The 12,362-nt window shown below is 54.3% G+C and carries 11 protein-coding genes; 2 read left to right on the top strand and 9 right to left on the bottom strand.

Going from position 1 to position 12,362, the window contains the following annotated elements; genetic code table 11:
• Position 1 precedes the first annotated feature (1 nt).
• The 9 genes from LINBF2_RS05165 to rpsB form a co-directional block, all read right to left on the bottom strand.
• Entirely contained in the window at positions 2–508 is a 507-nt protein-coding gene (locus LINBF2_RS05165; protein WP_104800314.1) for an OmpH family outer membrane protein, read from the bottom strand.
• Positions 508–2,745, bottom strand: a complete 2,238-nt coding sequence (bamA, locus tag LINBF2_RS05160; protein ID WP_281891289.1) for an outer membrane protein assembly factor BamA — start codon at positions 2,743–2,745, stop codon at positions 508–510. Before bamA ends, LINBF2_RS05165 begins: the two co-directional genes overlap by 1 nt.
• A gap of 89 nt (positions 2,746–2,834) precedes the next feature.
• The gene (gene rseP / locus LINBF2_RS05155) at positions 2,835–4,205 is read right to left on the bottom strand and encodes an RIP metalloprotease RseP (RefSeq protein ID WP_281890938.1); all 1,371 of its coding nucleotides are present in this window, start codon (positions 4,203–4,205) and stop codon (positions 2,835–2,837) included.
• Positions 4,206–4,208: 3 nt separating this feature from the next.
• The gene (ispC, locus tag LINBF2_RS05150) at positions 4,209–5,405 is read right to left on the bottom strand and encodes a 1-deoxy-D-xylulose-5-phosphate reductoisomerase (RefSeq protein WP_281891288.1); all 1,197 of its coding nucleotides are present in this window, start codon (positions 5,403–5,405) and stop codon (positions 4,209–4,211) included.
• 32 nt (positions 5,406–5,437) lie between these two features.
• Positions 5,438–6,274 carry a phosphatidate cytidylyltransferase gene (locus tag LINBF2_RS05145; protein WP_281890936.1) on the bottom strand — a complete coding sequence of 279 codons (837 nt, stop codon included), beginning with the start codon at positions 6,272–6,274 and terminating at the stop codon, positions 5,438–5,440.
• 5 nt (positions 6,275–6,279) lie between these two features.
• Positions 6,280–6,840 (bottom strand): ribosome recycling factor, encoded by a 561-nt coding sequence (gene frr, locus LINBF2_RS05140; RefSeq protein WP_281890934.1) that lies wholly within the window; start codon positions 6,838–6,840, stop codon positions 6,280–6,282.
• A 46-nt stretch (positions 6,841–6,886) separates the two neighbouring features.
• Positions 6,887–7,609, bottom strand: coding sequence for a UMP kinase (pyrH, locus tag LINBF2_RS05135; RefSeq protein WP_104800308.1), 723 nt, complete (start codon positions 7,607–7,609; stop codon positions 6,887–6,889).
• 78 nt (positions 7,610–7,687) lie between these two features.
• Positions 7,688–8,581, bottom strand: a complete 894-nt coding sequence (gene tsf, locus LINBF2_RS05130; RefSeq protein ID WP_108282458.1) for a translation elongation factor Ts — start codon at positions 8,579–8,581, stop codon at positions 7,688–7,690.
• An 83-nt stretch (positions 8,582–8,664) separates the two neighbouring features.
• Entirely contained in the window at positions 8,665–9,405 is a 741-nt protein-coding gene (gene rpsB, locus LINBF2_RS05125) for a 30S ribosomal protein S2 (protein ID WP_281890930.1), read from the bottom strand.
• A 215-nt stretch (positions 9,406–9,620) separates the two neighbouring features.
• Between rpsB and LINBF2_RS05120 the strand changes: the two genes are divergently transcribed.
• Together LINBF2_RS05120 and LINBF2_RS05115 are read left to right on the top strand one after the other, a co-directional pair.
• A complete protein-coding gene (locus tag LINBF2_RS05120) occupies positions 9,621–10,877 on the top strand; it encodes a D-amino acid dehydrogenase (protein WP_281890928.1) in 1,257 nt (418 codons plus the stop codon).
• A complete protein-coding gene (locus tag LINBF2_RS05115; RefSeq protein ID WP_281890926.1) occupies positions 10,874–12,352 on the top strand; it encodes an NAD(P)H-hydrate dehydratase in 1,479 nt (492 codons plus the stop codon). Before LINBF2_RS05120 ends, LINBF2_RS05115 begins: the two co-directional genes overlap by 4 nt.
• Positions 12,353–12,362: the final 10 nt, after the last annotated feature.

Below are 12,362 nucleotides of genomic sequence, written 5' to 3'. Positions count from 1 at the left end.
ATTATTTAGCGGCGTTGATGACCTTGAGCACTTTGTCAGTGATGTCGTGCTTAGGGTTGATGTAGACAGCTTCCTGCAACACCAGGTCATATTTTTCAGCTTCAGCCACTTGTTTGATCACGCGGTTGGCGCGCTCAAGCACCTGTTGAAACTCTTCGTTCTTGCGTGCGTTGAGTTCTTCTTGAAACTCACGGCGCTTGCGTTGAAAGTCGCGGTCTTGTTCGCCCAATTGTTTTTGGCGCGAGACACGTTGAGACTCTGACAACGTAGGCGCTTCACGTTCGAATTTTTCAACTGCTGTTTTCAACGCATTGCCAGAACCCTCGAGATCCTTTTCACGCTTAGAAAACTCTTGCTCCAACTTGGCTTGCGCTTGCTTGGCCGTGTTGGCTTCTTTGAAAATACGGTCGGTGTTGATAAAGCCAATACGGATCTCTTCCGCTTGCGCACACAACGCAGCCAAGCCCAACACAACAGCTAAGGAAATTTGACGAGTAAACATGTTCATCAGAAGGATGTCCCGATTTGGAATTGCAATTGTTGGATTCTATCGCCTGAGAATGCGCGCACGGGACGAGCCCAAGCGAAGCGTAACGGGCCCATAGGAGAGACCCAACTCAGACCTACGCCGTAAGAACTACGCAGCAGCTTTAAATCAAACTTTGACTCTTCACCATACACGTTACCCATGTCATAGAAGCCATAAAGGCGCAGAGTACGGTCATTACCAGCGCCTGGGAACGGCATTAAAAATTCAGTGTTCAAAGTGAATTTTTTTGCACCGCCAATAACGAGTGCGTTAGACACATCGCGAGGACCTAAAGTCCCTTGCTCAAAACCACGCACAGAGCCTAAACCACCAGAGTAATAATTTTTATAGAACGGCAAGGATTGACCGTTAAGGCCCTTGCCTAAACCCAGATCGGCATTGAATGCAAAAGTGTATTGCTTGGTAATGGGGAAATACTGCTGATATTGCCCTCCAAGCTTGGCATATCGGGCATCGCCGATGGCGCCGAGCTCAGTATTCAGACGAACAAATTTTCCATTGTTAGGATTCAAATAACTGTCACGACTATCTCTGGCCCAACCTGCAGTAACAGGAATATTTTGAGCTTTACAGCCAAACTGTGTACACAACTCCGCGTATTTGGCTGGCATATTCGTTCCCTGCACAAGCTCAGTTCGCTCAGCGGCAATTCCCACAAACACTCGATCGAGTTCGCTGAAAGGAATTCCAAACCGTAAACCTAAACCGGAGGTGACCATGCGGTAGTTACCACCCTGCTCCACATACGGCTTGCTCGCGCGGTGGTACAACTCAAACGTACGTGAAACACCATCCTCTGTGAAATACGGATCCGTGGTGTTCAGCACGTAATACTGGTTGTACTTGCTGGTACTAACTTGCAAACCTAAATTATGTCCAGAACCGAACACGTTGTCTTGCTGGATACCAAAAGACAGCGTCACTTTTTCAGCGCTGGAGAAACCAGCCCCCAAAGTCAGCATGCCAGTTGGCTTCTCGACAACGTTCACGTTCAAATCGACCTGATCTTGGGATGATGGGACTTCCTGCGTATCAATATCAACATCTTTGAAATAGCCCAAACGGTTCACACGGTCACGCGACAAACGAATTTTTTCGCCGTCATACCAAGATGATTCTGTTTGGCGGAATTCACGACGCACGATTTGATCGCGCGTGCGGTTATTGCCCACGATGTTGATTCGGCGTACATACGCACGGCGCGCGGGGTCAGCCACCAGAACCAACTTCACACGATTCGTGGTGCGATCAATCTCTGGACGCACATCCGTGCGTGCGAATGCAAAACCGAAGTTACCGAAGTATTCGTTGAATGCCTTGGTGGTTTTGGCCACGTCATCGGCGTTATAGGCTTGCCCTGCCTTGATTTCCACCAGCGATTTGAATTCATCATCTTTGCCGAGATAGTAGCCTTCCATCGCCACTTCAGACACGACAAAACGATCGCCTTCTGTCACATTGATGGTGACGCTGATGTCTTGTTTGTTTGGAGAAATCGCGACTTGGGTTGAGTCAATACGAAACTCTAAATAACCACGAGACAGGTACCACGCACGCAAAGTCTCCAAGTCCGCATTGAGCTTGGTGCGGGAGTAACGGTCTGACTTTGTGTACCAGCTCAACCAGTTACCCGTGCCTTGATCGAACTGGTCCAAGAGTTTGGACTCGTCAAACGCTTTGGCGCCCACCACACGCATTTCTTTGATTTTGGCCAAATCGCCTTCAACCACCGTGAAAGAGAGGTTCACACGGTTGCGCTCAGCTGGGGTGATCGTGGTGATGATTTCAGCGCCATACAAACTGCGGTTGACATACTGACGCTTGAGCTCCTGCTCAGCACGGTCAGCCAAAGCTTTGTCGAAGGGACGACCTTCGGCCAAACCAATATCTTTGAGCGCTTTCTTCAAAGTATCTTTGTCAAACTCTTTGGTACCAATGAATTCAACCGCAGCAATATTGGGACGCTCTTCGACGATCAGCACCAACACATCGCCATTGACTTCAATGCGTACATCCTTGAACAGGCCTAAGGCAAACAAGCTGCGAATCGCTGCTGCACCTTTGTCGTCGGTGTAGTCGTCACCCACGCGGAAGGGAATCGAGGCAAACACGGTGCCAGGCTCCACACGCTGCAAACCTTCCACACGAATGTCGCGCACATTGAAGGGGTCAGCCGCCAGCGCATGGAGTGCCATCACGGTGCCCGCAATGAATGCTGCCGTTTGGGCCAGTGTGGTGCGACGAAATAAAGAAAATTGCATAGTCATGGAATATATGGAGAGACTCAAGGAAGCCAACCTAGGCGAACCACGTCGTTAAAAATAGAAAAAACCATCAGTGCCACAAGTACCGCCAAACCCGCGCGCTGCATGGCGTCTAGCCATTGAGGCGAAGGAGGATGACCTGTGCAGGCCTCGTAAAGATAATACAACAGGTGCCCGCCATCGAGGACCGGTAAAGGCAGCAGGTTGAACACACCAAGGCTGATGCTGACCAACGCCAAATAGCTGAGATAAGCCCCTAGCCCAAGACTTGCAGAACGCCCCGCGTAGTCCGCCATGGTGAGCGGGCCACTCAGGTTATCAAGCGACGCATGTCCCGTGAGTAAACGACCCAACATGTCTAAGGTCATGACCATGACCTCCCATGTTTTGCTGATGGCTTTGGATAGCCCATCGAAAGCGCCGTATTGAACCCACACCTTGCGCGGAGGCTCTCCCACCTGAGCGCCTATGCGCCCAATGAAATGATCACCTTCAACCGTTTGTTCTGGCGTGACTTCGAATTGAAGCACATGTCCATCGCGTGACACGTCCCAAATTTGAAGAGCTGGTAATTGGTGCTGACCGCTGGCACGCACCAGCGCACGCAAGGCACTGGCATCGCTCACCACACGGCCATCTATGCGTAACACTTCATCACCACGCTGCAAACTCGCTTTGTGCGCGGGCAGTTCTTTTTGGACTTCACCCAATACAGCACGACTCCACGCACCAGTGAAACCACGCGCTTGCCAAGCATTGCTGTCTTTTGAAATTGCGTCAGCTGACAATTCAGGCAAATGCAACACATGCGGTGTTTGCTTGCCGAGCGGCTGTACTTCCAAATACACCGGTGTCGTGTCTTGCTGAAGCATCCACCAACGCAAGGCATCGAGAGACGCCATTTCTTGCAAAGCATCGGCAGACTCCCCCGCACGCACCACGGTGTCGCCGCTGCGCAGGCCTGCCGCTTCTGCGACTGAACCCACCACAGGCGCAGATAAGGTGGCTTGTGTTTCGTGCTGCCCTATCCAAAAAGTTGCCGCATACAAACACACGGCCAACAACAAATTGGCCAACGGGCCTGCCGACACAATCGCAGCCCTCGCCCACAAAGGCTGTCTGTTGAAAGCCATCGCCACATCTTGCGGTGCAACTTCAGCCTCATTCTCATCGAGCATCTTCACATAGCCGCCCAAAGGAATGAGGCTGATGCAAAACTCGGTGTCTTGTCCTGCGTGTGGGCGGCGAGATTTCCAACGCAGCAAGGGCTGACCAAAACCGATTGAAAACGTGAGTACTTTCACACCACAGGCCACGGCCACACGGTAATGCCCCCACTCGTGCACGGTGATGAGCACACCGAGTGCGAGCAAAAAGGCCAGAAGGGTCATGGTTTATTTGGCCAACAGACGCACAGCGTCCTCAGCCACAGCCCGTGCTTGCGCATCAAGCGCCAACAGATCGTCCAAGCTATGCGGTGCAGATGGCGACAAATGCGCCATGCAGTTTTGATTCACCACATGGATTTGGTCAAAACGAATGCGACGGTCTAGAAAAGCTGCGACGGCAATCTCGTTGGCCGCATTGAGCACAGCCGTGGTGCCGCGTGGACCACGCAAGGCCTCCCAGGCCAAATGAATGCCGGCAAAACGTTCGGGGTGACCGTGGTCATCCAAGGCTTCAAACGTCATGGCTGACAAGGCATGAAAGTCCAAAGCTTGCGCACCAGAAACCATACGCTCTGGCCAGCTCAAACCATAGGCAATGGGCACACGCATATCGGGCGTACCCAACTGAGCCACCACCGACATATCCCGGTACTGCACCATCGAATGGATGATGCTTTGCGGGTGAATCACCACCTCTAAACTTTCGGGCGGTAAGCCAAACAAATAACGCGCCTCAATCACTTCCAGCGCTTTGTTCATCATGGTGGCCGAGTCCACCGAAATTTTGCGGCCCATCACCCAGTTGGGGTGCGCGCAGGCTTGCTCAGGTGTCACGTCTTTCAAGGTAGCCAAGTCGCGTGTGCGAAATGGGCCACCAGATGCTGTGAGGATGATTTTTTCGACACGTGCATCCCAAGTCGAGGCGTCTTCTGGCAACGATTGAAAAATAGCGGAGTGCTCGCTGTCAATGGGCAGAAGTGTGGCACCGCCTACTTTGACTGCATCTAAAAACACTTCAGCACCAACCACCAACGCCTCTTTGTTAGCCAAGAGCAAACGCTTGCCTGTTCTTGCAGCAGCCAAGCAAGGCGACAAACCTGCAGCGCCTACGATGGCAGCCATCACCGCATCAACCTCGGGATGTGCAGAAATGTCATCCAAAGCCGCAGCACCGCTGAGCACTTCGATGGATAAGCCTTCGGCTTGAATTTTGTCTTTGAGTTGTTGTGCAGCTTCGGCGTGAACCATCACCGCAAAGCGCGGTTTGAACTGCGCACATTGGCGCAACATCAAATCGACTTGGGTTGCACCGGAAAGTGCAAACACTTGAAAGCGTTCGGGGTGACGCGCAATGACGTCTAGGGTGTTCGTGCCGATAGAGCCTGTCGAGCCCAGAACCGTGATGTGCTGCACCTTGCCCATGCCATCCGCATGCATATCGGTGTGCATGTGCATCACACCGATTGCGCCAACATCATGGCCAATGGCAAGGCGGGAAGCAGTGCATCCACGCGGTCCAGCACACCACCATGACCTGGCAGCAATTGGCTGCTGTCTTTCATACCGGCACTACGCTTGACCAATGACTCAACCAAGTCACCCGCCACACTCATCATGGTAAGGAACAGTGTCGCCAAAACCAAGAATGGTGCGCCACGGTTGTACAGGCGGGTATAGAGGCTTTCGCTGTCTACGGCGTATTGGGTATCCACCCAAATCCACACGCAAGCCATCAGCAACACGCCCACCATGCCGCCCCAAACACCTTCCCAGCTTTTGCCAGGACTGATGGCGGGTGCAAGTTTGCGACGGCCAAACGCACGACCCGAAAAATATGCAGCAACATCAGCCATCCACACAAGGAAGAGCACCGACAACAAGAAGTTCACGCCCATGACCTTGGCTTGATACATGGCCACCCAGGTCAGCCACAGAGCCAATACGCCCACCACCAAACGCAAGGTGCGCGAAATGCTGGCCCAACGCTCCACGCCGTGGCGAATCAACCAAGCGGCCACCAGCACCCATGCAGCACCCGTGATGATCCAGACATTGGCAGGCGCATCGTAAGCCCAGCGTGTAGACCAGGCGTACAAACACAGGGTCACACACACCGCAGCTACACGCAACGAGCCACGCATGGCGAAACCATTTAGACGGCCCCACTCCCATGCGCCTGCAGCAATGAGCACCAAGGTGAGGCCAGCCAAAGGCTCGGCCGTATCTGCCAACAATGCTGGCAGCAACAGCGCCAACAAAACCAGCGCGGTGATGACGCGTTGCTTGAGCATTTGGCTTAGACCGCCATGATTTCGTGTTCTTTGCTGGCGATGAGCTTGTCAATCTCAGCAATGTGGCTGTCTGTCACTTTTTGGATGTCGGCTTCTGCACGTTTTTGATCGTCTTCAGAAGCGAGTTTGTCTTTCACCAATTTCTTCACAGATTCGTTAGCATCGCGGCGCAAATTGCGCACCGCAATCTTCGCGTTTTCGCCTTCGGTGCGAACCACTTTGGTCAACTCTTTACGGCGCTCTTCCGACATCGGAGGCATGGGCACGCGAATCAGCTCGCCCATCGATGAAGGGTTCAAACCCAAATCGCTGTCACGGATGGCTTTTTCAATCTTGGCGCCCATGGGCTTTTCCCAGGGCTGCACGCTCAGGGTGCGGGCGTCCAACAATGACACGTTGGCCACTTGGCTGATTGGCACCATAGAGCCGTAGTAATCAACTTGAACGGTGTCCAACAACGATGGGCTAGGACGGCCTGTGCGAATTTTGGTCAAGCTGTTACTGAAGGCCGCAATGGATTGACCCATTTTGGTTTCGGTGGTTTTCTTGATGTCAGCGATGGTCATGTTGTGCTCCTGAGGCAGCGCAGTGTGAGATTCGAAAAAATGGGAATTAGGCGTGCACCAAAGTGCCTTCGTCTTCGCCCATGACGACGCGCTTGAGCGCACCGTTCTTGAAAATAGAGAACACCTTGATTGGCAATTTTTGGTCACGGCACAGCGCAAAGGCGGTGGCGTCCATGATGCCGAGGTTTTGGCCAATGGCATCATCGAAGCTGAGCTCGGTGTAACGCGTGGCGTTGGGGTCTTTCTTCGGGTCTGCGGTGTACACACCGTCGACCTTGGTAGCTTTGAGCACCATCTCAGCACCAATCTCTGCGCCACGCAATGCGGCAGCCGTGTCGGTGGTGAAGAAGGGGTTGCCAGTACCGGCCGCAAACACCACCACTTTGCCCTCTTCGAGGTATTGCAAAGCTTTGGGACGCACATAAGGCTCGACCACTTGGTCAATGGCGATGGCGGACATGACACGCGCGGTCAAACCTGTTTTGTTCATAGCATCAGCCAAAGCCAACGAGTTCATCACCGTGGCCAACATGCCCATGTAATCGGCTGTGGCACGGTCCATACCGACAGAACCGCCTGCAACACCGCGGAAGATGTTGCCGCCACCAATGACGATGGCCACCTCGACACCGAGGTGGATGACTTCAGCTACCTCGTCCACGATGCGAACGATAGTGGCACGGTTAATACCGAACGCATCGTCACCCATCAAGGCCTCCCCCGACAGCTTGAGCAAAATGCGCTTGTAGGCTGGCTTTGGTGAGGTCATGAAAAGGCTCCTTGATGTGTGCAGTTGAATGTGATGTACGGGGGATATCAAAAGGGGAGCCTAAGCCCCCCTTTGTGATTAAGCAGTTTGCTTAGCGGCAGCGACTTGAGCGGCCACTTCGGCTGCAAAGTCGTCGACCTTCTTCTCAATGCCTTCGCCCACCACATAGAGGGTGAAAGAAGCCACTTTGGTGTTGGCAGCCTTGAGCATTTGCTCAACGGTTTGCTTGTCGTTCTTGACGAAAGTTTGGTCGAACAAAGACACCTCTTTGAGGTACTTCTGCACAGAACCTTCCACCATCTTGGTGACGATGTCGGCAGGCTTGCCAGACTCAGCAGCCTTAGCAGCAGCGACTGAACGCTCTTTTTCGATCAAGTCAGCAGGCACATCAGCGCTGGTCAAAGCCACTGGCTTCATGGCAGCCACGTGCATCGCCACATCTTTGGCAGCAGTTTCGTCGCCGTCGAACTCGACCAACACACCAATGCGTGTGCCGTGCAAGTAAGCAGCCAACTTGTGCGCGCCGTCAAAACGCTTGAAGCGGCGGAAGCTCATGTTCTCACCGATCTTGCCGATCAAACCTTTACGCACGTCTTCGAGCGTTGGACCGAAGCTGTCTTGCTCGTAAGCCAAGGCACCCAAGGCTTCGATAGAAGCTGGGTTGTGCTCAGCCACCAGCTTGGCGGCAGCTTGAGCCAATGCCAAGAAGCTGTCGTTCTTGGTCACGAAGTCGGTTTCGCAGTTCACTTCCAACAAAGCGCCAGTGTTGCCACTGATGAAGCTAGTCACCACGCCTTCGGCGGTCACGCGGCTAGAAGCCTTGCCAGCTTTGCTGCCGAGCTTGACGCGCAACAACTCTTCTGCTTTGGCCATGTCGCCTTCTGCTTCAGTCAAAGCTTTTTTGCACTCCATCATGGGAGCGTCAGTTTTTGCGCGCAGTTCAGCGACCATGCTTGCGGTAATTGCAGCCATTTAATTTCTCCGTATTCAGTTCAAAACAATTTGGGTGTGAAAAAGGGGCTTCACAAGCCCCTTTTCAAGCGTGGGTCGCGTGATTAAGCAGCGACTTCAACAAACTCTTCGCCACCTTCGGTCACAGCTTTGACCAAGTCGTTGGTGGCGTTGGCACGACCTTCGATGATCGCGTCAGCGATGCCGCGCGCATACAAAGTCACAGCCTTAGAAGAGTCATCGTTACCTGGAATGATGTAGTCGATGCCTTCAGGTGAGTGGTTAGAGTCCACCACACCGATCAATGGGATGCCCAATTTCTTGGCTTCAGCGATGGCGATTTTGTGGTAACCGACGTCGATCACGAAAATCGCATCAGGCAACACAGCCATGTCTTGAATGCCGCCGATGTCTTTCTCAAGCTTTTCCATTTCGCGCTTGAACATCAGTTGTTCTTTTTTAGACAAAGCGTCCAAACCAGCTTCTTGCTGGATCTTCATGTCTTTCAAACGCTTGATCGATGTCTTGACTGTTTTGAAGTTGGTCAACATGCCGCCCAACCAACGTTGGTCAACATAAGGCACGCCAGCACGTTGTGCTTCGGCGGCGACGATTTCGCGTGATTGACGCTTGGTACCGATCATCAACACAGTGCCACGGTTCGCAGACAACTGCTTGACGAACTTGACAGCGTCTTGGAACATCGGCAACGATTTTTCCAAGTTGATGATGTGAATTTTGTTGCGGTGACCGAAGATGAACGGGGCCATCTTGGGGTTCCAGAAGCGAGTTTGGTGACCAAAGTGGACGCCGGCTTCCAGCATATCGCGCATAGTGACTGACATAGAAATACTCCAAAGGTTGGGTCTAAAATCCAGCCCATCATCACCGCCAGTTTTCATTCTTGAAAAACTCTTGGCAACACCTTGATTGGACTGGTTTGCGAGTGATGTTTGTCCGAATTTGAGACAAAGCCTCAACCTCGGAAAAACCCAATGATTCTAGCACAGCAATACATGCCCCTCGCCCCCAACCAGCCGCCTTCAGCAAGGATTCGCCCATGAAGGTCGCCGTGATTGGCGCAGGCGTGATTGGCATCTCCACCGCGTACGAACTCGCTGCGCAAGGCCACCAAATCAGCGTGTATGAGCGCAATGGCGCAGCCGCCGAAGAATGCAGCTTCTCCAACACAGGCGTGGCCTCTGCGGGTTATGCCGCGCCGTGGGCACGCCCTGGCATGGTCAAACACGTGCTTTCACACCTGTGGCAGCGTGACACGCCTCTGCGCATCTCCAGCCCCAGCATGGCCGATTGGCGCTGGCTGTGGCAGATGCGCAAAGCCAGCAGCGCCACCACCTTTGCGCGTAACCGCGCCAGCATGCTACGTTTGGCCGAGTACAGCAGCCACCGCATGCGCACCCTGACCGACACCTTGAACTTGGAGCACGAACGCAGCCAAGGCTTCATGGTGCTCTTGCGAACCGAGCGCGAAATTCAGCTCATGCAAGACAGCTTGCAAGTCATGCGCGATGCAGGCCTGAGCTTCAAAACACTGAGTGCCGAAGAAGCCCGTGGCATTGAACCTGCGCTCAATCCCGAAACCGCTTTGGCGCAAGCCATTCACTTTCCCGAAGACGAAGTGGGCAACTGCCGTCAGTTCACGCTGCTGCTCAAAAGCGAAGCCGAAGCCTTGGGCGTGAAATTTCACTTCAACACCGGCGTGCTGCCGCTCTCCAACGCGCAACCCAAAACCATTCGCACCTCTGCGCAAGACATGGGCGAAAAATTTGACGCTGTGGTGGTCTGTGCGGGCTTGGCCAGCGCACAATTGGTGCGGCCTTTGGGCTTGCGCATTCCCCTCGCAGCCGTTCACGGCTACGCCATCAGCGCAGCGGTACGTGAACCACTGGATGCACCTCGCAGCGGTGTGATGGATGAGCAATACAAAGTGGCCATCAGCCGTTTGGGCCAACGCGTTCGCGTGTCGGGTGGCTCTGAAATTGGGGGCAATGCCAAACGCCACGATCCAGCCAGCATCAAAACGCTGTACCGCGTGCTGGACAACTGGTTTCCGGGCGCAGCACGCACACAAGACAACGTGCAAGTGTGGAAAGGTTCTCGCCCCATGCTGCCCGATGGCCCGCCCATCGTCGGGGCCAGCGGTGTGTCGGGTGTGTGGCTGAATCTAGGACACGGCGCGAGTGGTTGGACCTTGGCCTGCGGCAGCGCCCGCGTGGTGGCTGACAGCATCAACGGCAAAAGCCCAGACATCGATTTGCAAGGCTTAGGCCTTGAGCGCTTGCACCTCCAACGATGAAAACCCTGGGCCTCACTCAACGTATCGACAGCCAAGCCCTGTGGCCGCTGTACGACGTGACGCAGACCCGAAGCATTGAGGCTCAAGCACAAGCTGCCCTGTCCGCTCACACCTTGATGCAGCGTGCAGGCTTGGCCACCGCGCAACTGGCTTTGGCCATCGCGCCACATGCGCAAAAAATTTGGCTGGCTTGTGGGCCGGGCAACAACGGCGGCGACGGCCTTGAAGCCGCAGTCCATTTGCAGACATGGGGCAAGCAGCCCATCGTCACTTGGTTAGGCAAAGACGGTACCGGCCCTGCTGACGCTCAACAAGCGTGGCAACGCGCCAAAGCAGCGGGTGTGACGTTTGCCCAGCAAATCCCAGAACAATTTGACCTCGCCATTGATGCACTTCTTGGGATAGGCACACAACGCACACCTGACGGCGCGATAGCGCAATGGCTAGAAGCCTTGCAAATCACCGACATGCCAGTGTTGTGCGTGGACATGCCGACGGGTTTGAATGCCAACACCGGTGAATGGCTGGGCAAAAGTACATCGCGTCACGCGAATGCCCAACGCCACACCTTGAGCCTGCTCACCCTGAAACCAGGCCTGTTCACCGCCGAAGGCCGTGATGCTTCGGGTCAAGTTTGGTTCAACCACCTTGGCATTGAACCCACGCAAGCCCCTACAGCTTGGTTGCAACAAAATATCGAAGCACCAAGCGACAGGCCGCACAGCAGCCACAAAGGCAGCTTTGGCGATGTGAGTGTCATGGGCGGCGCACCAGGCATGTCTGGCGCTGCGGCACTGGCAGGGGTAGCCGCTTTGCACGGCGGCGCAGGTCGCGTATTTGTTGGCGTCATGGATGCATCAACCCGTCATGCCATCACCGCAGCACATCCACCCTTGATGGTGCGAGCACCTGAAGATTTGGACCCACAAACATCCACCGTGGTTTGCGGCTGTGGCGGCGGCGCTGACATTCACGCTTTGCTGCCCCATGTCATGTCATCGTCAAAACAACTGGTGCTCGATGCCGATGCATTGAACGCCGTTGCACGCGATACATCGCTGCAAAGCTTGCTCAAAAAACGCAGCGCCCGCAGCAAGCCCACCGTGCTCACGCCACACCCACTGGAAGCCGCACGGCTGCTGAACTGCACAACCCAAGAGGTGCAACACAACCGGTTGCACACCGCACAGCAATTGGCCGATATGTACCAATGCGTGGTGGTACTCAAGGGCTCCGGCAGCATCATTGCCAGCCCACATCACACACCCGTCATCAACGGCTCAGGCAATGCTTTACTTGCCACAGCAGGCACAGGCGATGTACTGGCTGGTTTGATTGGTGCATACATCGCACGCCATGAAAATGTATTTGAGGCCGCTTGCCACGCGGTGTTTGCACACGGAAAAGTGGCAAACGATTGGCCCAGCGCTGGACCTGCACTCGATGCGGCATTACTTGCCGCATCGGTGCGTTAAAGCTCAATCG

Source organism: Limnohabitans sp. TEGF004 (genome assembly GCF_027924965.1).
Taxonomy (GTDB): domain Bacteria; phylum Pseudomonadota; class Gammaproteobacteria; order Burkholderiales; family Burkholderiaceae_C; genus Limnohabitans.
The sequence above is the reverse complement of the archived record's forward strand: the minus strand, read 5'-3'. Positions and strand labels throughout refer to the sequence as shown.

Coding starts and splice junctions, on each gene's coding strand:
- LINBF2_RS05165 (WP_104800314.1), bottom strand. CDS start 508: ATGAACATGTTTACTCGTCAAATTTCCTTAGCTGTTGTGTTGGGCTTG.
- bamA (WP_281891289.1), bottom strand. CDS start 2,745: ATGGCACTCCATGCGCTGGCGGCTGACCCCTTCAATGTGCGCGACATT.
- rseP (WP_281890938.1), bottom strand. CDS start 4,205: ATGACCCTTCTGGCCTTTTTGCTCGCACTCGGTGTGCTCATCACCGTG.
- ispC (WP_281891288.1), bottom strand. CDS start 5,405: ATGGGCAAGGTGCAGCACATCACGGTTCTGGGCTCGACAGGCTCTATC.
- LINBF2_RS05145 (WP_281890936.1), bottom strand. CDS start 6,274: ATGCTCAAGCAACGCGTCATCACCGCGCTGGTTTTGTTGGCGCTGTTG.
- frr (WP_281890934.1), bottom strand. CDS start 6,840: ATGACCATCGCTGACATCAAGAAAACCACCGAAACCAAAATGGGTCAA.
- pyrH (WP_104800308.1), bottom strand. CDS start 7,609: ATGACCTCACCAAAGCCAGCCTACAAGCGCATTTTGCTCAAGCTGTCG.
- tsf (WP_108282458.1), bottom strand. CDS start 8,581: ATGGCTGCAATTACCGCAAGCATGGTCGCTGAACTGCGCGCAAAAACT.
- rpsB (WP_281890930.1), bottom strand. CDS start 9,405: ATGTCAGTCACTATGCGCGATATGCTGGAAGCCGGCGTCCACTTTGGT.
- LINBF2_RS05120 (WP_281890928.1), top strand. CDS start 9,621: ATGAAGGTCGCCGTGATTGGCGCAGGCGTGATTGGCATCTCCACCGCG.
- LINBF2_RS05115 (WP_281890926.1), top strand. CDS start 10,874: ATGAAAACCCTGGGCCTCACTCAACGTATCGACAGCCAAGCCCTGTGG.